This is a genomic window from Mesorhizobium sp. Root554 (assembly GCF_001427025.1).
Taxonomy (GTDB): Bacteria; Pseudomonadota; Alphaproteobacteria; order Rhizobiales; family Rhizobiaceae; genus Mesorhizobium.
The window spans coordinates 2278244-2295204 of sequence record NZ_LMGA01000001.1; the positions used below are offsets into that span (position 1 = coordinate 2278244).

Genomic DNA, 16961 nt, shown 5'->3' on the forward strand with positions numbered 1-16961 from the left:
GTAGCCCTAGCTCTCTGGCAGGGGGCGCGGCGCTGTCCCCGTATAAGCCCAGAGCCATTCGCGCGGCAACGGCCCCTTGTTGCGGCCGCCCTGCTGGGTCTGCTCCCAGGCATGAGCGAGGATGCCAACCGACCTTGACAGCACAAACAGGCCGCGCGTCAGGTGCGGCGGAAAACCCAGCTCGCCATAGATGACGGCGGTCGCGCCGTCGATATTGAGCGGAATGCGCTTGCCCTTGCGGCGGGCGATCTCCGCTTCCAGCGCCTCGGCAATGTCGGCGAACCGCCCCCCGATGACGCCCCGCGAGGCGAATTCCCGCGTCAACTCCAGCAGCCGCGGCGCGCGTGGATCGACTGGATGGAAACGGTGGCCGAAACCCGGCACATAGCCTTTGTCCTGGTTGAGGAAGCGCTCTAGGCGCGCCGACACGGCAACTTCCAGCGCATCGCCCCCGTCCATCGCCACGGCGATGTCGCCATAGAATTCCAGCGCCTGTTCGCCAGCCCCGCCATGCACATCGCCCAGCACGTTGATGGCTGACGCCATGGCGCTGTTGATGCCGACGCCGCATGTCGCGGCCATACGGGCGATGGCGATGGACGGCGCCTGTGGCCCGTGGTCGACAGCGGCGCCCAGCGCAATGCCGAGCAGCGCTGCCTGGTCCTCGCTCGGCAATTCGCCGCGCAGCATCAGCCAGATCGTGGCCGGGAAGGACACACGGCCGATCAGGTCCTGGATCTCATAGCCGCGCAGCCTGATCATGCCCGGCGCCATCTCGATGATTTCGGTCTGCCACCATTCCTCGCCGCGTTCGCGGCCGGTCTTGTCCCGTTCGCTCATGAGCCGGCCTCCGCTTTGGAGCGCGCCGGCAGGGAGGCAAGAATTTCCTTCGTATGCTGCCCAAGCGATGGCGGCGACCGCAGCGGCAGCGGCGGCTCGCCATCGACCAGGAAACCGCCGCGTACAACAGTCAAAGGCCGTCCGAGCTCGGCCGTCTCGTTAAAGCGGACCGCCATGTGGCGGCCGGCGATCTGCGGCTCGGCAAGCGCCTGCGGAATGGTCAGCACGCGGCCGGCCGGTACGCCGGCCCGGTTGAACCGTTCCTCCCACGCAGCGGCAGTATCCCTTGCGAGCGCTTCTTCAATCAGGTCCTTCAATTCCATGCGGTTTCGCTTGCGCGTCTCGCGTTCGGCAAAGCGGTCGTCCCGCGCCAGTTCCGGACGGTCGATCAATCCGCATAGGGTCACGAACTGTTCCTGCTTGTTGGCGGCGATGTTGAGCAGCCCCTCGCCGGTCCGGAACGTGCCGGAGGGCGCCGCCGTCATGTTCTCGTTGCCCATGGCCTGGGGTTCGATACCCGCTGTCAGATAATTGGAAACCGGCCAGCCCAGCGCCGAAAGCGTGCATTCCAGCATGGAGACGTCGAGAAATGCCCCCTCGCCCGTCGTCTTTTGCCGAACCAGAGCGGACGCGATGGCGAAGGCGCCCACCAGCCCGCCCAGCGTATCGGCCACCGGATAACCGACGCGCAACGGCGCTGTTTCCGGGGTACCGGTGATGCTCATGATCCCGGACAGGCCCTGGATGATCTGGTCGTAAGCGGGATTGTTCCGCATCGGGCCGGTCTGTCCGAATCCGGAAATGGCGCAGTAGACGAGGCTTGGCCGCACCTTTTTTAGTTCGTCAAAACCAAGCCCCAGCCGCGCCATCACGCCCGGACGGAAATTCTCGATCAAAGCGTCGGCAGTCGCCACCAGATCGAGAAACCGCTGCTTGTCGTCTTCTTTCTTGAGGTCGAGTACGACAGAGCGTTTGCCGGCGTTCTGCGCCAGGAACGATGCCCCCATGCCAGCCGCGTTGAGCTCCGCTGACGCACCGAGCTGCCGTGCCAGATCGCCACCGGACGGCGCTTCGACCTTGATGACGTCGGCCCCCAGCAGGGCGAGCTGATAAGCACAGTACGGGCCGGCAAGAACATTGGTCAGGTCGAGAACGCGAATACCGGAAAGCAGGTCTGTCATGATTATAGCGGCACCTCACGCATCGCCGGGTATAGCCTCCTGGCCCTTGAGACGGCGGCGCTCGACGTAGCCCCAGATGAACGGCCCGGCCAGGCCGATGAAGGCGAGGATCAACAGCGTCAGCGACAAGGGATGCGTATAGAACACCGTCCAGTCGCCGTTGGAAATGGTCATGGCGCGGCGGAACTGCGCCTCCGCCAGCGGACCGAGGATCATGCCGATGATGACAGGCGCCGTCGGGAAGTCGAAGCGGCGCATCAGGAAGCCGACGCCGCCCAAGAGATAGAGCACGATGAGATCGATCGGCGATTGCGAGATACCGTAGGTGCCGACGGTCGAGAAAACGAGGATGCCGGCATAGAGCTGCGGCGCCGGGATCTTCAACAGGCGAACCCACAGGCCGATCAGCGGCAGGTTGAGGATGACAAGGATGACGTTCGCGATGAACAGGCTCGCGATAAGGCCCCACACCAGATTGGACTGGGTCGTCAGGAGCAGTGGACCGGGATTGATGCCGTAACTCTGGAACGCCGACAGCATGATCGCCGCCGTCGCCGATGTCGGCAGGCCGAGCGTCAGCATCGGCACCAGCACGCCGGCGGCCGAGGCGTTGTTGGCGGCTTCCGGGCCGGCAACCCCCTCGATGGCGCCCACCGTGCCGAACTCTTCCTTGTGCTTGGAAAGCTTCTTTTCGATCGCGTAGGACAGGAAGGTCGGTATTTCGGCGCCGCCGGCGGGCATGGCGCCGATCGGGAAGCCGATGAGCGCCCCCCTGATCCAGGCCTTCCATGAGCGGCTCCATTCCTGCGCCGTCATGTAGAGCGAGCCGCGCAGCGGCACGATCTCGTCCTTGCCCGAATAGCGTCGGGAAGCGACGTAAAGCGTTTCGCCGACGGCGAACAGGCCGACCGCCGCGATGATGACGTCAACGCCATCCAGCAGCTCCGTCATGCCGAAGGTGAAGCGCGGCTGACCGGTCTGCAGATCGACGCCGATCATGCCGATCACGAAGCCGAGAAACAGGCTGCTCAGGCCTCGCACCGCGGATGAGCCGAGCACGGCGGAAACCGTGATGAAGGCCAGCACCATCAGCGAAAAATATTCCGCCGGGCCGAAGGCCAGCGCGAACTTGACGACCACCGGGGCAAGAAAGGCGACGCCGAGCGTTCCGAGGGTTCCCGCCACGAACGAGCCGATGGCTGAAGTGGCCAGCGCCGCGCCGCCACGGCCCGACCGGGCCATCTTGTTGCCTTCCAGCGCCGTGACGATGGTCGCGCTTTCGCCGGGCGTGTTGAGCAGGATCGAGGTCGTCGAGCCGCCATACATGGCGCCGTAGTAAATGCCGGCGAAAAGAATGAACGAGGCTTCCGGCGCCACCTGATAGGTGATCGGCAAAAGCAACGCGATGGTCAGCGCCGGCCCGAGACCCGGCAGCACGCCGATGGCGGTGCCAAGCGTCGTGCCGAGCAGGCACCACAGAAGATTGACGGGGGTGAAGGCGACGGCAAAGCCATGTCCGAGCTGGGTCAAAGTGTCCATGACGTCAGCCTCCGATCGTGCCGGTAAGGGCCGCGATGGCGGCATTGAGCTGGTTCTCGATGATGCCCGCCCCGATATTGACGCCGAGCGCCTTGGCGAAACCGAAATATGCGGCCAGCGCCAGCACCAGGCCGAGCAGGGCGTCACGGATGGGACGCCGGCTGCCGAAGCCGTAGCAGACGAGCGTGAACATCACCACGGATGCTGCGGTGAAGCCCAGGGGCTGGATCAGGACCAGATTGGCGACCAGCCCCGCAACGACGAAGCTCATCGACCGCCAGTCGGTCGGCGTTTCCTTTTCTTCTTCCTGCTGCCAGCCGCCGCGCACAGCCGACAGGATCAGCAGCAGGGCCAGAATGAGCATTCCGCCGAAGGTGATGTACGGGAAAACCTTGGGGCCGACTTTCGAATAGAGGGGCGAAACCGGGATCGCCAGGGTCTGCCACAAAACCGCTCCGGCGCAGGCCAGGAAGCCAATGCCCAGCAGCAGTTCCGGCATTGCGACACGCGGGTGCGCGCCGTCCTCGTCGCTGATGCTCATGTCCGTCCTCCCAACATGGCTGCCCGTTATTGTGTCCGGCATCGTCGCCGCCGGCGATCCGGCTGTCCATGCCGGATTGCGACATTTCAAGCGAGGGGCAGCGCGCGCTGCCCCTCGTTGAAAACGCTATGCGAGACCGAGATCCTTGAGAATCGCCTCGATGCGAGCGGTGTCGTCGGCAACGAACTTTGTGTAGTCGTCGCCGGTCATCAGGATCGACGTCCAGTTGCGGTTCTTGCACTCGGTCGCCCAGGCTTCGCTCTTGGCCATGGCTTCGACCAGGGTGATCAGTGACTTCTTGTCATCTTCCGAAATGTCCGGCGGGGCGAACACCCCGCGCCAGTTGAACAGCTCGACGTCAATGCCGGATTCCTTGAGCGTCGGCGCATCGATGCCTTCCTGGCGCTCGCCGGACGAGACCGCCAGCAGCCGCAGCGCGCCAGCCTTGATCTGCTCGGCAAACTCGCCATAGCCGGAAATGCCGGCCGCGACCTGGTTGCCGAGAAGCGCCGCCAGCGCTTCGCCGCCGCCCGCGAACGGCACATAGGAAAGGCTGGTCGCCGGAACGCCCGCCGTCTTGGCAATGAGGCCGAACAGGATATGGTCCGAACCGCCGGCCGAGCCGCCGGCAACCGGCACCTTGGTCGGATCGGCCTTCAGCGCGGCGACGAAATCCTGCGCCGTCTTGAAGGGCGAGGCCGCCGGAACGACAAGCGCCTCGAACTCGCCGGTGAGGCGGGCGATCGGCGTTACCTGGGTGAGGTTGTTGGGCGACTTGTTGGTCAGGATGGCGCCGACCATGACCATGCCGGCCACCATCAGCGTGTTACCCTTGCCCTTCCACTGGTTGATGAACTGCGGCAGGCCGACAGCGCCGCCCGCTCCGGGAACATTGGTGATCTGCGAGCCGGAGATCAGCTTCTCCTTGCGCAGCACCTGGTCCATGGTGCGGGCCGTCTGGTCCCAGCCGCCACCGGGCGCGGCCGGCACAAAAAGCGCGATCTGAGGTGCGCTCTGGGCCAAAGCCAGGCCCGAATTCGCAAGCACAAAGCCGGCCGCGCCGGCCATCGCCGTACCGGCCAGAAATTCTCGTCTGTTCAGCATCCGTAATCCTCCCAATTGTCGGCGCCTGCGGTGCGCCAGAAACGCGGCCGGAGCCCCGCTCGCGGAATTGAAGCAAACTTGTGTTGGTTCTGTCAACTGAAACGGCGTTCTGCTAGACAGAACTCATTCGCCGGATTAAAACGTCGCCGGCCCTTGCATGCAGTGAGAGTAGAGATGAATTCGCCGAGTGGCGATGCGCGCGCAAAACCAGCTGCCGAGGGTGTCGCTGCCCTCGACCGGGCGGTCGCTATTCTCGAAGCTTTCACGCCTGCGGATGCTTCGCTCGGCCTGGCGGAGATCGCCGCGCGCACCGGCCTCTACAAGAGCACCATACTGCGGCTGGCCGGCTCGCTGCTGCGCGGACAGTTGCTGGAGCGGCTGCCGGACGGACGCTATCGCATCGGCTATGGTGCCTTCCGGCTGGGAACGCTCTACCAGCGCTCGGTGGTGGCAACGGATGTGCTGTTGCCGATCATGCGGATGCTGGCGGACGAATCGCGCGAAAGCGTCGCCTTCTATGTCCGTTCCGGCGATGTCCGCACCTGCCTGTATCGCATCGAATCCAAGCACCCGATCCGCTACACGGTCCGCGAGGGCGACATCCTGCCGCTCGCCATAGGCTCCGGAGGATGCACGCTGGCGGCATTTTCGGGCTTCGACGGCGAGCCATACGAAACCATCCGCAGAACCATGCATCATATCTCAATCGGCGAGCGCGATCCCGAAACGGCGGGGGTTTCAGCGCCGGTCTTCGGACCCAATCATACGTTACTCGGCGCGCTCACCCTGGCCGGGCCGCGTTCGCGTGTCGACAGCGCCTTTCTGGAGCGCATGAGCGGACTGATCCTGCAATGTGCGGCCCGGGCGACGTCCGCCCTTGGCGGTGACGCCTCGGCGTTCGAACGCGCAGCGCGCGGGCTGGGTACAGCCCAGGATGGCCGCGAGTCAGCCCGCTAGGGCACCAGCCTGTTTTTCGCTCAGTTTGCCTTGACCAGCACAACCCGGCGGTTCTTGGCGCGCCCATCCTCACTGTCATTGGAAGCCACCGGCGCCATCATCCCGGCTCCTGCGGCCGTCAGCCTGCCGCCGTCGATGCCATATTTCGAGGCGAGCGCCGCCTTGACCGCCTGCGCCCGCCGTGAAGACAGGTCTATATTGTAATCGAAGGCTCCCTGATTGTCGGTGTGGCCGACAACGATGACCGCCATTTGGGGGTCCTTGCCGAGCAGCGCGGCGATCTCCTTCAGGGTCGGGTCCGATTCCGGTTTGATCTCTGCCTTGTCGGTATCGAAATAGATGCCGTAGAGCGAAATCGAGCCGGTCGTCGAAAGCGACTCCTCCATCTTCGCCGCTTCCACCACCACCATCTTCTTGTCGCGCGCCTTTGGCTCCAGCACATGCACGACTGCAATGGTGCGGCCGTTGAGTTCCTTGCAGTAAAGGTCGTCGATCAGCGAAAAAGTCTGGATGGTGACATAGGCGTCGCCGCCATCCTGCGGCACCTTGGCCGAAGCATAGCGCTGGTCATTGATACTTGAGGTCAGGGCGCATTTGCCGTTGCTGAAATCGGCATCCTTCAGGTCCGACGCATGGAAGAAATACATCGTCAGGCTCATGTCGTTGCCGCCGCCATCGGACGACCGGTCGGCAGCGCCGCCGCATTCTTCCTTCTTGCACTCGAACAGCACCTCGCCGCCCGCCTGCCCGATCACATCCTCGTAGTTGCGCAAGACTTCCAGCGGCGAACGCCCGTCGGGCAGCACATAGGCGATGCGTGTCAGCGCGCCTTCCGCTTCGATTTTCTTGTCGGGCGCGAAGACACGATTGTTCATCGAATCGCGCGCGTCTGCATCCTCGCTCGGCTTCAGGGGCGAGAGCGGTATGGTGAAATCGGTGTAAGCGGATTTTTCGTAGGAAACGATGAACGAGCCATCATAGCGCTTGGCCAGCGCGTTGTCGGCAGCGCCCTCTATGTCGGCTGTCGGCACGGTGGCGTCCGCGATCGCCAGAGGAATGGCGAGCGACATTCCAACACCGATCCAGACGGCGAAGGAAAGCATTCTTGAAACTATTTGCATCGTTCCCCCCGAAGTTGCGGCAGTCACGCTAGCACACGCCAATTGAAGCAGATAGGTGGCCATAATCGGCGGCGAGGCCTTCAGCCGAAGCGTTCGAGCACGATCATCGTGTGCTCGTTGTAGAGTCCGCGTCCATATTCACGATAGCCGCATTTGTGCGCCACCTTGAGCGAAGCCGGGTTCGTCGGCTCGACGATGCAAACTGTGCGTCCGCCATCGAACGCCTGGTCGCCCCAGGCAAGAAACCGGCTGACCACTTCCGTCGCCAACCCCTTCCCATGCGCGGCCGAAATAAGTCCCCAGCCCGCTTCCGGGGTTCCTTCGAAGGATGGCTCGATGGCGCGGCGCAACTCATGAAAGCCGGCTTCGCCGAGAAACCGGTCCGTGCTTTTTTCCTCGATCGCCCAATAGCCGAAGCCCATGAACGACCACATGCCTGCGTGGCGCAGCAGGCGCTGCCAGCTTTCCTCGCGCGTCCGCGCCCGCCCGCCGATGAAGCGGAACACCAGCGGGTCGGCGCCCATGGCGGTATAGGCGTCGAAATCCTCGGGCTTATGCGGCCGCAGGATGGTGCGTTCCGTCTCAAGAATGGGTGCGGTCGTCCTTCGTTCGGTCATGAATGCAGTTCCTGTTCGTCTCCTCACTAGCAAGGTGACCGAAAGCGGCAAGATACAGATGGCGGCAGGCGCAGTGACAGCGACGCCCGCGGAACGTTTACGCTTGGGTATCCCAGTCATTCAGGAGCGGATATGCGCTCCCAACACCGGTCCTGCTGGCCCATGGGAATTTCCGCTAACGATGATAGCTTCGGCGCAAATCACCCACGCAGGCCAGATCTCAGGGCCGGACCGAAGGGAAATCCATGGACAAGACCGAGCTGATCCTCGCCATCCTGCATCACCTGCTGGTTTTCTCGCTGGCCGGCATCATCGCCGCCGAGTTCGTGCTCATCCGCAACGAGATGACCGCCTCGACCATACGGCGGCTGGCGCGGATCGACCGGCACTACGGCATGATCGCCGCGCTGGTGATCGTCGTCGGCATCGGCCGCGTGGTCTGGGGACTGAAGGGCTGGGAATTCTATATCTACAACTGGGTGTTCTGGGCCAAGATGATCGCGTTCCTTGTCGTTGGCCTTCTTTCGATCGGCCCGACAATGCGGTTCATCTCATGGAACAACCAGGCCGGGCAAAACCCCGCCTTCGCCGTACCGGCGGCCGAACTGGCGTCGGTAAAGAGCTACATCCGCGCCCAGGCGGCGATCTTCCTGCTCATCCCGATTTTCGCCGCTGCCATGGCCCGCGGCTACGGACTGTAAGAAATGTCTTTGGCAGGGGCGGTTCGCTAATCCACCGGCTCCACCGGCCCCAGTGAAGCAATTTCCACCAGCGGCGCCGGAATGCTCGTCGTCTTCACCTTCGCCTTGCACAGATCGGCAATGACGCAGATCGGACAATCGGGCTTGCGCGCCTTGCAGACATAGCGGCCGTGCAGGATCAGCCAGTGATGCGCATGGCGCATGTACTCGTCGGGAATGATCCGCACCAGCCCGGCCTCGACCTGCTCGGGCGTCTTGCCGGGCGCCAGGCCGATCCGGTTGCCGATGCGGAAAATGTGCGTGTCGACCGCCATCGTAGGCTGGCCGAACGCCATGTTGAGCACGACATTGGCGGTCTTGCGGCCAACGCCGGGCAGTTTGACCAGCGCGTCGCGGCTATCGGGAACCTTGCCGTCGTGCTCGCGGATCAGCGCCCCGGACAACGCGATGACGTTCCTCGCTTTGCCGCGCCACAGGCCGATGGTGCGGATATGGTCGCCCACCTTCGCCTCGCCCAGCGCCAGCATCTTGTGCGGCGTGTCAGCGGCCTCGAACAGTGCCCGTGTCGCCTTGTTCACCCCGGCATCGGTCGCCTGCGCCGAAAGCACAACCGCAACCAGCAGCGTGAAGGCGTTGGTATGCTCCAGTTCGCCGCGCGGTTCCGGCCGCTGCACCGAAAAGCGGCGGAAGATCTCACGCACCTCCGTCGCGCTGTAGAGCGATCGCGACGCCCTGGCCGGCCGCGATTTCGGCTTGGCTTTGATGCCGGTTGGCGAGGCCGATTCGGAGCTGCGGCGTTGTTTGGGCTTGGGTGTGGGCATCGACTTCCTATAATATCAGGATATGAGCGAGACAAACCCGTCGGCGGCTGCCGACCAACCCTTTTTCCACGCCTTGCTGACCCCGCACCGGTCGCTGGGCCGCACCGGCTTCATGGTCCTGATGGGCGCTCTGCTGTCCGGCTGGGCCGTCACCGGCGTCTTCATGCTGTCGCACGGCGCCTGGCCGGTGTTCGGCTTCTTTGGTTTAGACGTGCTGGCCGTCTATGTCGCTTTCCGGCTGAACTACCGCGCCGCCCGCGCCCGCGAGGAGGTCTCGGTGTCGCGCACGGCGCTCGACATCCGCAAGGTCGCACCGTCGGGCAAGGAAGAGGCGCATCGCTTCAACCCGTTCTGGACGCGCTTTTCCATCGCCCGCCATTCGGAGATCGGCATCACCGGCATGCGGGTGGAGGCGCAGGGGAAGGCCGTACCGATCGGCACCTTCCTTAACCCCGATGACCGCGAAAGCTTCGCCGCCGCCTTCTCTCGCGCGCTGGCGACGGCGAAAATGCGGTAGGCGGCGGCATCGGCCCCATATCCCCGATCAAGGCAGGTTTCGGGTGGTTCGCGACGCCGCCAATGGCGATATTCGGGGCCAAGGAGTAATTGCCATGAACGCCCAGATGTCTTTGACCAAAACCGATATGCTTGAAGCCATGCCGATGAAGCCCGTCCCCACCCTTGAACGCGACGTCACGCCGGAAGGCAGCGACTACGAGGTCGTTCGCCGCGCCATCGAGAAGATCAGCCTCGACTATCGCGACCAACCTTCGCTGGAAGAACTGGCGGAAGCCGTCGGCGAAACCCCCACCGGCCTGCAGAAGCTGTTCACCCGATGGGCCGGCCTGTCGCCCAAGGCCTTCCTGCAGGCGGTTACGCTGGACCATGCGCGCAAACTGCTGGATTCCGGCATGCCGCTGCTCGAAACCTCGTTCGAGGTCGGCATGTCCGGCCCCGGACGCCTGCACGATCTGTTCGTCACCCACGAGGCGATGTCGCCGGGCGACTACAAGAACCGCGGCGCCGGCCTGACGATCCGCTATGGTTTCCACATCTCGCCTTTCGGCGTCGCACTGGTCATGGTGACGGACCGCGGCCTCGCCGGCCTGTCCTTCAACGATGCCGGCGACGAACGCGCCGCCTTCGCCGACATGTCGGGCCGTTGGCCGAACGCCAACTATGTCGAGGACATGTCGGCGACTGCGCCCTATGCCGCCCGCATTTTCGACCCTGCCAAATGGCGGGCGGACCAGCCGCTGCGCGTCGTCATGATCGGCACCGATTTCCAGCTCCGCGTCTGGGATGCCCTGCTGCGCATTCCGATGGGCAAGGCCTGCACCTATTCCTCAATTGCCGAACGCATCGGCCAGCCCACGGCCAGCCGCGCGGTCGGTGCGGCCGTCGGCGCCAATCCGCTGTCCTTCGTGGTGCCGTGCCATCGCGCCATCGGCAAGTCCGGCGCGCTGACCGGCTACCACTGGGGCCTGACCCGCAAGCGCGCTATCCTTGGCTGGGAGGCGGGTCAATTGCAGGCGCCCGCCGCTTGAACAGGCGCGGCCCGAACAAATTGAGGCAAAGCCCGGCGATCACCAGCGCCGACGCGATCAGCTTCCAGTCCTGCACGGGTTCGCCGAGCAGGACCGCCGAGCCCAGGAAGCCGAAGACTGGCACCAGAAGCGTGAACGGGGCGACGGTGGAAACCGGATAGAGGCCAAGAAGGCGGCTCCATACCGCGAAGCCGAACAGCGTCGACAAATAGACGATGTAGGCGATCGAGCCGGCCGAAACCCAGTCAAGGCCGGTGAAGCTGTCGAGGAAGGTCTCCCGCTCCAGCACCAGCGCCACGATGAGCAGCGGCGGCAGCGCGATCAGGCTGCCCCACACCACCAGCCCGAGAACATTGACCGAGGCGTTGGTCTGCGAAATACGCTTCGAGACCACGTTGCCACCGCCCCAGGCCGCCGCCGCGCCGATCAGCAGCGCCAGCCCCGCCAGCGTCACCTCGCCGCCGACATGCGCGGCGACCAGCCCGACGCCGCAGAACGCCAGCAGCGCGCCGGAGATCTGCCATACGCTCGGCCGCTCCCCGAGCAGCACCACCGAAAGCCCGATGGTGAAGAACACCTGCAATTGCAGGATCAGCGAGGCAAGGCCGGCGCTCATGCCGATCTTCATGCCGGTGAACAGCAGCCCGAACTGCAGGGCGAAGATCATCAGTCCATAGCCCGCCAGCAGCCGCAACGGCACGTCCGGACGCCGGATGAAGAATACCCACGGAAAAGCCGCGAGGAAGAACCGCGCCACCCCGAGCCCCAGCGGCGATACCTGGCGCAGGCCAAGCTTGATGATGGCGAAGTTGACGCCCCATATGGCGACCACGACCAGGGCAAGCAGGAGATGGCGCAGGCGCATCGTTCAATCCATCTTACGGGTAAATCAAATAGCTGAAACCATTGTACTTTTCACCTTAGCGCAGGCATAGGCCGCGCGACAGGCACGATACCGGCCTGTCCTATGGACCAGCGGCCCGACCTGCACGGCATAGGCCGCGTCATCGAGATCGCAGCAATTGGCGAAAACTCATCGACGTTTCGTATTTCCATTCCTGCCGGCAATGGTTAGCTTCCCGGAAAATTCTGGGAGGCTTTCATGATCATCGTCATCGGCTCGATCAATCTGGACCTGATCGCCACGGTCGACCGTCTGCCGGGAGCCGGCGAAACAGTGCCCGGCAGCGGCTTTTCCACCGCGCCCGGCGGCAAGGGCGCCAACCAGGCGCTGGCCGCGGCGCGGGCCGGCGGCCAGGTGCGCATGGTCGGGGCGGTCGGCAAGGACAACTTCGCTTCCGAAGCGCTGGCACTGCTGAAAGGTGGCATGATCGATCTTTCGGGCGTCGGCGAAACCTTCGCCTCGACCGGAACCGCGCTCATTCTCGTCGGCGGCGACGGCGAGAACATGATCGCCATCGTGCCCGGCGCCAACGGATCGGTCGTGCCGGGGGACCTTTCGAAGGCCTTCCTGAAAAAGGGCGACATCGTACTGCTGCAGCACGAAATCCCGTTGGCGACCGTGGATGCGGCGCTCGACGCGGCGAAGAAGGCCGGCGCCGTCACCATCCTCAACACCGCTCCCTTCCGCGCCGAAGCGGCGGGCATGCTGGCGAAGGCCGATTATATCGTCGCCAACGAAACCGAATTCGATCTTTACACGGAGGCGCTTTCGCTTTCCGGCCGCGACCGGCAGGCAAGGATGAAAGCCTTCGTCCAGAAGACTGGCCACACCATCGTACTGACGCTTGGCGGCGATGGCGTCATGGCCGCGACGCCGGAGGGTTTTCTGCAGGTTCCGGCGCTCGCCATCAAGCCAGTCGATACAGTCGGGGCGGGCGACACCTTCTGCGGCTATCTGGCGGCCGGTATCGCGGCCGCGCTGCCGCTCGAAGAGGCGCTTTGGCGCGCGGCCGCGGCCGGTTCGCTGGCCTGCCTGAAGCCTGGGGCGCAACCGGCCATTCCGCTCAAGGCCGAGGTCGACGCCGCCCTTGCCGGCTGAAGAGTCAAATGACCCCTGCCCTTGCCGATTCCTCCAATCGCCCATCTTGCCTGGGTGATTTCTCCATGCATTGATGGCGCCAAATCAAGGAATAAGCCATGTCCGCTTCGCTTTATGCCGCCTATCTGCTGGCCTGCCTGATCATCATCCTGGTGCCGGGTCCGACCGTCACCCTCATCATCGCCAACTCAATCCGCCACGGCACCCGTTCGGGGCTGGCGAATGTCGCCGGTACACAGGCAGGCCTCGCGGTCATGATCGCCATCGCCGGCATCGGCCTCACCTCGCTCATTGAAGCCATGGGACACTGGTTCGAATGGGTGCGCCTGATCGGCGCCGCCTATCTGGTCTGGATGGGCATCCAGATGTTCCGCTCCAGAGGAAACCTCAACCCTGACGGCAGCGCCCGTAAGCCGCGCGGCGGCTTCTTCCTGCAAGGTCTGCTGGTCGCCTTGAGCAATCCGAAGACGCTGGTGTTCTTCGGCGCTTTCTTCCCGCAGTTCATCGATCCCGCGGGCAATTATGCCCTGCAGATCGCCGTCATGGGCGCGACCGCCATGGTCTTCGCCGCCGTGTCGGATTCCACCTATGCGCTCGCCGCCGGCCGCGCCGGCAAGGCGCTCTCCGCCGGCCGCATCCGGCTGCTGTCGCGCATCAGCGGCGGCTTCCTGATCGGCGGCGGCCTCTGGCTGGCGTTCTCGAAGGGCAAGTGAGAGGCTGTTCCTTCTCCTACAGGGGAGAAGGAACAGCCGCGCCCCGCTCCCTACAGACGCCCCAACCGCTCCACCAGCAGCGCGAAGAACCCGTCATGGTCGATGTCGCGCATGACAAGGGCGTTCTTCGGCCGCTTCGTCACGCCCCACCAGTCGATCACGGTCATGCCCATGGTCAGCTCCGACGTGGTTTCCACCGAGACGTTGCAATGGCGGCCCTTGAACAAGGCCGGCTTCAACAGATACGCGATCACGCACGGGTCGTGTAGCGGTCCGCCGTCGGTGCCATACTTTTCCTCGTCGAAACGCTCGAAGAATTCCAGCATGTCGGCGGTGGCGTTGCCGACGCGGGTGCCGAGGTCACGGAAGGCCTGTGTGCGCCTGGCGCTGGTCAGCGCCTTGTGGGTGACATCGAGCGGCATCATCACGATCGGGATTCCGGAGCGGAACACGATATCGGCCGCATGCGGATCGACATAGATGTTGAATTCCGCCGCCGGCGTGACGTTGCCGCCTTCGAAGAAGCCGCCGCCCATCAGCACGATCTCCTTGATGCGCGGCGCGATGCGCGGCTCGCGGATCAGCGCCAGCGCGATGTTGGTCAGCGGCCCGAGCGGACACAGGGTAATCGTGCCGCTTTCCTCGCCCATCAGTGTTTCGACGATGAAGTCGACCGCATGTCTGTCCTGAAGCTTCATGGCCGGTTCGGCAAGCTCCGGACCGTTCAGCCCGGTCTTGCCATGCACTTCCTCGGCAGTGACCAGTTCGCGCATCAGCGGACGGATCGCACCGGCGAACACCTTGATATCCGGGCGGCCGGCCAGTTCGCAAATCTTGCGGGCGTTCTTTTCGGTCAGTTTCAGCGGCACGTTGCCCGCTACGGCAGTGATACCGACCACCTCCAGTTCCGCGCTGCCCAGCGCCAGGAGAATGGCGACGGCATCGTCCTGACCGGGATCCGTATCGATGATTATCTTGCGTAAAGCGGGCATTCTTTATCCTTGTCGGTGGAGTCTTTCGGGGGAACGATTGCGCTAGCTTGAAACGCCTTGAACTTGGCCTTTCGGCAGACCATATCAAGGCTACCGTGAAGAATGCCAGTGTGGGTTTTTCCGGTTGATGTCGCTCCTGGAGGACAGCTTAAACATGTCTCGAATGACGCCATTTTCCAGCCCTTTGCTGCTGGGTTTCGACGCGATGGAGAAGACCCTGGAGCGTCTGGCAAAATCCGGCGACAGCTATCCGCCTTACAACATCGAACGATTGCGCGGAACCGAAGGCGCTGCCGAACGGTTGAGAATAACGCTTGCTGTTGCAGGGTTCGCGGAAAGCGACCTGGATGTGACGACGGAAGAAAACCAGCTCGTCGTGCGCGGCCGTCAGGCCGACGAGACCGAGCGGGAATATCTCCACCGCGGTATCGCGGCCCGTCAGTTCCAGCGCTGTTTCGTTCTTGCCGACGGTATGCGGGTTGTAGGAGCGGAGTTGAAGAATGGTCTTTTGTCCATCGATCTGGACCGGCCGGAAGCCGAAAGACTGGTACGGAAAATAAATATATCGGTGAAAGACTGATCTTTGCCGATGGCTCTCATGCGGGACGGCCCAGTCGGCGCCTCGCTGAAAGGAGGCTGAAATGACCAGCATTGACGAAAGACTGACGATGACCAGCGGTGAATTCGCCCATCTTGGCGAGGGTTCCGTGGCCTATGTGCGCAAAGTGTCCAGCGACGATCTTCGCGGCCGTTTTCCGGGTCTCGACGAAATCGCGCCCGGTCTCGAACTATGGGCGCTGTTTTCCGCCAATGGCGAACCGATCCTGCTTTCCGACGCACGTGAGCGGGCGCTTGCCGGCGCCATGGAAAACGATCTGGTGACGGTCGCCATCCATTGACGGCTGACCGCGAGGCTGAATGCCTCGCGCAGCTTGAAGGCTGCTGAGACCGCCCGAACGAAAAAGGGCCGCCAATGGCGGCCCCGATGCGGTCAAGAGTTCATTCCCGATTGAAATTACAGGATTCAGGCGGCGTGTGAGGCTGGCGTCTGCGACAGCAGCGCGAGGATCGCAGCCGAATCGCGCGTACCGCGGACCTTGGCCACGGTATCGCCATCGCGCAGCACGCGCGCGATCCGCGATAGCGCCTTCAGATGATCCGCCCCGGCGCTCTCCGGCGCCAGGAGCAGGAACACCAGATCCACCGGCTGGTCGTCGAGCGCCTCGAAATCGACCGGGGTTTCCAGCCGCGCAAAGACGCCCGTAATCCGTTTCACACCGGCCAGTTTGCCATGCGGTATGGCGATCCCGTTGCCGACACCGGTGGAACCCAGGCGCTCGCGCTGCAGGATGGTGTCGAACACCTCCCGCTCGGGAAGACCCGAAATGACGGCGGCGCGCTCGGCAAGAAGCTGCAGAAGCTGCTTCTTGGAGTTGGCCTTCAACGTCGGCAAGATAGCCGAAACGTCGATCAGGTCGCTCAAGTCCATTTTCACGATATCCTTTGTTCGCCCGCCATTGCTGGCTCATGCCGGAATGGCGGATCGGCCTTTATCCCTCGGCGACTTTCGCCGTCGAGGGGTCGATCCAGCCGATGTTTCCATCCGGCCGACGGTAGACGATGTTGAGATGCTCGTTTCCGGCGTTGCGGAAAACAAGAACGGGGCTGTCCTTGTTGTCGAGCTCGATGACGGCCGAAGCCACGGACATGGTCTTCAGAGTCATGGTCGATTCGGCCACGATGGCCGGAGCATAATTTTCGGGAATGTCTTCGTCGTCGTCGGCAAGTGGCGCCATCACCGTGTAGGCGACATCGGTGGCGTTGCTGTCAACCGCACCGGTCGCGTGGGACTTCAGCCGTCGCTTGTAACGTCGAAGCCGGGTCTCAAGACGGTCCGCGGCGGCTTCGAACGCCAGCGTGGCGTCTTGCGCATCGCCCGTCGCCTGCAGCGCGGTGCCTGAATCCAGCCGTACCATACAATCCGCCGTATAGCGCGAACCGGCCTTGACCACCGTGACGTGGCCTGAAAATCCACGGTCGAAATATTTCCCGATGGCCTCTCCGACACGGTCGTTGATGCGCGTACGGAACGCATCCCCGACATCCATGTGTTTCCCCGATATGCGCAGCGTCATATGAAATTTGACCTTCCCTGCTCAGGCATCACACTCTCCGGAGTTTATACCCGTGGTCCGTGCGCACAAGCTTCGCGGCGCCATTCGCCCCGATTTTTAAGTCCGAATTTGCGGCTGGCTCCAAGCCGTCCGCGTTGCCGTTCCCCAGCC

20 protein-coding genes are annotated in these 16961 nt (G+C 63.6%); 8 read left to right on the plus strand and 12 right to left on the minus strand.

Annotated elements, in window-relative coordinates:
* Positions 1-6: 6 nt before the first annotated feature.
* The 5 genes from ASD44_RS11125 to ASD44_RS11145 all read right to left on the minus strand — a co-directional run bounded on the left by ASD44_RS11125 (position 7) and on the right by ASD44_RS11145 (position 5205).
* Positions 7-840, minus strand: a complete 834-nt coding sequence (locus ASD44_RS11125) for a citryl-CoA lyase (RefSeq protein ID WP_056111713.1) — start codon at positions 838-840, stop codon at positions 7-9.
* Positions 837-2021, minus strand: a complete 1185-nt coding sequence (locus ASD44_RS11130) for a CoA transferase (protein ID WP_056111716.1) — start codon at positions 2019-2021, stop codon at positions 837-839. Before ASD44_RS11130 ends, ASD44_RS11125 begins: the two co-directional genes overlap by 4 nt.
* 15 nt (positions 2022-2036) lie before the next feature.
* The gene (locus ASD44_RS11135; RefSeq protein ID WP_056111719.1) at positions 2037-3560 is read right to left on the minus strand and encodes a tripartite tricarboxylate transporter permease; all 1524 of its coding nucleotides are present in this window, start codon (positions 3558-3560) and stop codon (positions 2037-2039) included.
* A gap of 4 nt (positions 3561-3564) precedes the next feature.
* Complete coding sequence (locus ASD44_RS11140) at positions 3565-4101, minus strand: tripartite tricarboxylate transporter TctB family protein (RefSeq protein WP_056111720.1); 537 nt, start codon at positions 4099-4101, stop codon at positions 3565-3567.
* 126 nt (positions 4102-4227) lie between these two features.
* The gene (locus ASD44_RS11145; RefSeq protein ID WP_056111722.1) at positions 4228-5205 is read right to left on the minus strand and encodes a tripartite tricarboxylate transporter substrate-binding protein; all 978 of its coding nucleotides are present in this window, start codon (positions 5203-5205) and stop codon (positions 4228-4230) included.
* A 174-nt stretch (positions 5206-5379) separates the two neighbouring features.
* On the opposite strand from ASD44_RS11145, the gene ASD44_RS11150 reads away from it, so the two are divergent.
* A complete protein-coding gene (locus tag ASD44_RS11150; protein ID WP_056111726.1) occupies positions 5380-6162 on the plus strand; it encodes an IclR family transcriptional regulator in 783 nt (260 codons plus the stop codon).
* 20 nt (positions 6163-6182) lie between these two features.
* Here ASD44_RS11150 and ASD44_RS11155 read toward each other — a convergent pair whose 3' ends face one another.
* Both ASD44_RS11155 and ASD44_RS11160 read right to left on the minus strand, forming a co-directional pair.
* Positions 6183-7265 (minus strand): OmpA family protein, encoded by a 1083-nt coding sequence (locus ASD44_RS11155; RefSeq protein ID WP_156459830.1) that lies wholly within the window; start codon positions 7263-7265, stop codon positions 6183-6185.
* Between the two features lie 98 nt (positions 7266-7363).
* The gene (locus ASD44_RS11160; protein ID WP_056111732.1) at positions 7364-7900 is read right to left on the minus strand and encodes a GNAT family N-acetyltransferase; all 537 of its coding nucleotides are present in this window, start codon (positions 7898-7900) and stop codon (positions 7364-7366) included.
* Positions 7901-8145: 245 nt separating this feature from the next.
* On the opposite strand from ASD44_RS11160, the gene ASD44_RS11165 reads away from it, so the two are divergent.
* Entirely contained in the window at positions 8146-8601 is a 456-nt protein-coding gene (locus ASD44_RS11165) for a DUF2214 family protein (RefSeq protein ID WP_056111734.1), read from the plus strand.
* A gap of 26 nt (positions 8602-8627) precedes the next feature.
* On the opposite strand, the gene nth is transcribed toward ASD44_RS11165, so the two are convergent.
* Positions 8628-9422, minus strand: a complete 795-nt coding sequence (gene nth, locus ASD44_RS11170) for an endonuclease III (RefSeq protein WP_056111737.1) — start codon at positions 9420-9422, stop codon at positions 8628-8630.
* Positions 9423-9444: 22 nt separating this feature from the next.
* Between nth and ASD44_RS11175 the strand changes: the two genes are divergently transcribed.
* Both ASD44_RS11175 and ASD44_RS11180 read left to right on the plus strand, forming a co-directional pair.
* Positions 9445-9939 carry a DUF2244 domain-containing protein gene (locus ASD44_RS11175; protein ID WP_056111741.1) on the plus strand — a complete coding sequence of 165 codons (495 nt, stop codon included), beginning with the start codon at positions 9445-9447 and terminating at the stop codon, positions 9937-9939.
* Positions 9940-10084: 145 nt separating this feature from the next.
* Positions 10085-10969: a bifunctional helix-turn-helix domain-containing protein/methylated-DNA--[protein]-cysteine S-methyltransferase gene (locus ASD44_RS11180; RefSeq protein WP_156459917.1), complete on the plus strand. Its 885-nt coding sequence runs from the start codon at positions 10085-10087 to the stop codon at positions 10967-10969.
* Here ASD44_RS11180 and ASD44_RS11185 read toward each other — a convergent pair.
* Complete coding sequence (locus ASD44_RS11185; protein WP_056111743.1) at positions 10923-11834, minus strand: EamA family transporter; 912 nt, start codon at positions 11832-11834, stop codon at positions 10923-10925. The two genes, ASD44_RS11180 and ASD44_RS11185, sit on opposite strands and share 47 nt — an antisense overlap.
* 237 nt (positions 11835-12071) lie before the next feature.
* Between ASD44_RS11185 and ASD44_RS11190 the strand changes: the two genes are divergently transcribed.
* Together ASD44_RS11190 and ASD44_RS11195 are read left to right on the plus strand one after the other, a co-directional pair.
* Positions 12072-12971, plus strand: a complete 900-nt coding sequence (locus ASD44_RS11190) for a ribokinase (RefSeq protein WP_056111746.1) — start codon at positions 12072-12074, stop codon at positions 12969-12971.
* 98 nt (positions 12972-13069) lie between these two features.
* Positions 13070-13684 carry a LysE family translocator gene (locus ASD44_RS11195; protein WP_056111749.1) on the plus strand — a complete coding sequence of 205 codons (615 nt, stop codon included), beginning with the start codon at positions 13070-13072 and terminating at the stop codon, positions 13682-13684.
* Between the two features lie 50 nt (positions 13685-13734).
* Here the strand turns inward: ASD44_RS11195 and ASD44_RS11200 are convergent, their stop codons facing one another.
* Positions 13735-14676, minus strand: coding sequence for a nucleoside hydrolase (locus ASD44_RS11200; RefSeq protein WP_056111752.1), 942 nt, complete (start codon positions 14674-14676; stop codon positions 13735-13737).
* Positions 14677-14830: 154 nt separating this feature from the next.
* On the opposite strand from ASD44_RS11200, the gene ASD44_RS11205 reads away from it, so the two are divergent.
* Complete coding sequence (locus ASD44_RS11205; protein WP_056111755.1) at positions 14831-15256, plus strand: Hsp20 family protein; 426 nt, start codon at positions 14831-14833, stop codon at positions 15254-15256.
* Between the two features lie 61 nt (positions 15257-15317).
* Positions 15318-15575, plus strand: a complete 258-nt coding sequence (locus tag ASD44_RS11210) for a DUF1150 family protein (RefSeq protein ID WP_056111758.1) — start codon at positions 15318-15320, stop codon at positions 15573-15575.
* A 125-nt stretch (positions 15576-15700) separates the two neighbouring features.
* Here the strand turns inward: ASD44_RS11210 and ptsN are convergent, their stop codons facing one another.
* Together ptsN and raiA are read right to left on the minus strand one after the other, a co-directional pair.
* Positions 15701-16165 (minus strand): PTS IIA-like nitrogen regulatory protein PtsN, encoded by a 465-nt coding sequence (gene ptsN / locus ASD44_RS11215; RefSeq protein WP_056111761.1) that lies wholly within the window; start codon positions 16163-16165, stop codon positions 15701-15703.
* Positions 16166-16226: 61 nt separating this feature from the next.
* Positions 16227-16811 (minus strand): ribosome-associated translation inhibitor RaiA, encoded by a 585-nt coding sequence (gene raiA / locus ASD44_RS11220; protein WP_056111764.1) that lies wholly within the window; start codon positions 16809-16811, stop codon positions 16227-16229.
* Between the last annotated feature and the right edge of the window lie 150 nt (positions 16812-16961).

Bases quoted from the DNA above. Each gene is read 5' to 3' on its own strand.
- ASD44_RS11200 (WP_056111752.1), bottom strand. From the start codon at position 14,676: ATGCCCGCTTTACGCAAGATAATCATCGATACGGATCCCGGTCAGGAC.
- ASD44_RS11205 (WP_056111755.1), top strand. From the start codon at position 14,831: ATGTCTCGAATGACGCCATTTTCCAGCCCTTTGCTGCTGGGTTTCGAC.
- ASD44_RS11185 (WP_056111743.1), bottom strand. From the start codon at position 11,834: ATGCGCCTGCGCCATCTCCTGCTTGCCCTGGTCGTGGTCGCCATATGG.
- ASD44_RS11150 (WP_056111726.1), top strand. From the start codon at position 5,380: ATGAATTCGCCGAGTGGCGATGCGCGCGCAAAACCAGCTGCCGAGGGT.
- ASD44_RS11140 (WP_056111720.1), bottom strand. From the start codon at position 4,101: ATGAGCATCAGCGACGAGGACGGCGCGCACCCGCGTGTCGCAATGCCG.
- ASD44_RS11130 (WP_056111716.1), bottom strand. From the start codon at position 2,021: ATGACAGACCTGCTTTCCGGTATTCGCGTTCTCGACCTGACCAATGTT.
- raiA (WP_056111764.1), bottom strand. From the start codon at position 16,811: ATGACGCTGCGCATATCGGGGAAACACATGGATGTCGGGGATGCGTTC.
- ASD44_RS11145 (WP_056111722.1), bottom strand. From the start codon at position 5,205: ATGCTGAACAGACGAGAATTTCTGGCCGGTACGGCGATGGCCGGCGCG.
- ASD44_RS11165 (WP_056111734.1), top strand. From the start codon at position 8,146: ATGGACAAGACCGAGCTGATCCTCGCCATCCTGCATCACCTGCTGGTT.
- ASD44_RS11125 (WP_056111713.1), bottom strand. From the start codon at position 840: ATGAGCGAACGGGACAAGACCGGCCGCGAACGCGGCGAGGAATGGTGG.
- ASD44_RS11190 (WP_056111746.1), top strand. From the start codon at position 12,072: ATGATCATCGTCATCGGCTCGATCAATCTGGACCTGATCGCCACGGTC.
- ASD44_RS11180 (WP_156459917.1), top strand. From the start codon at position 10,085: ATGAAGCCCGTCCCCACCCTTGAACGCGACGTCACGCCGGAAGGCAGC.
- ASD44_RS11155 (WP_156459830.1), bottom strand. From the start codon at position 7,265: ATGCTTTCCTTCGCCGTCTGGATCGGTGTTGGAATGTCGCTCGCCATT.
- ptsN (WP_056111761.1), bottom strand. From the start codon at position 16,165: ATGGACTTGAGCGACCTGATCGACGTTTCGGCTATCTTGCCGACGTTG.
- ASD44_RS11135 (WP_056111719.1), bottom strand. From the start codon at position 3,560: ATGGACACTTTGACCCAGCTCGGACATGGCTTTGCCGTCGCCTTCACC.
- nth (WP_056111737.1), bottom strand. From the start codon at position 9,422: ATGCCCACACCCAAGCCCAAACAACGCCGCAGCTCCGAATCGGCCTCG.
- ASD44_RS11160 (WP_056111732.1), bottom strand. From the start codon at position 7,900: ATGACCGAACGAAGGACGACCGCACCCATTCTTGAGACGGAACGCACC.
- ASD44_RS11210 (WP_056111758.1), top strand. From the start codon at position 15,318: ATGACCAGCATTGACGAAAGACTGACGATGACCAGCGGTGAATTCGCC.
- ASD44_RS11195 (WP_056111749.1), top strand. From the start codon at position 13,070: ATGTCCGCTTCGCTTTATGCCGCCTATCTGCTGGCCTGCCTGATCATC.
- ASD44_RS11175 (WP_056111741.1), top strand. From the start codon at position 9,445: ATGAGCGAGACAAACCCGTCGGCGGCTGCCGACCAACCCTTTTTCCAC.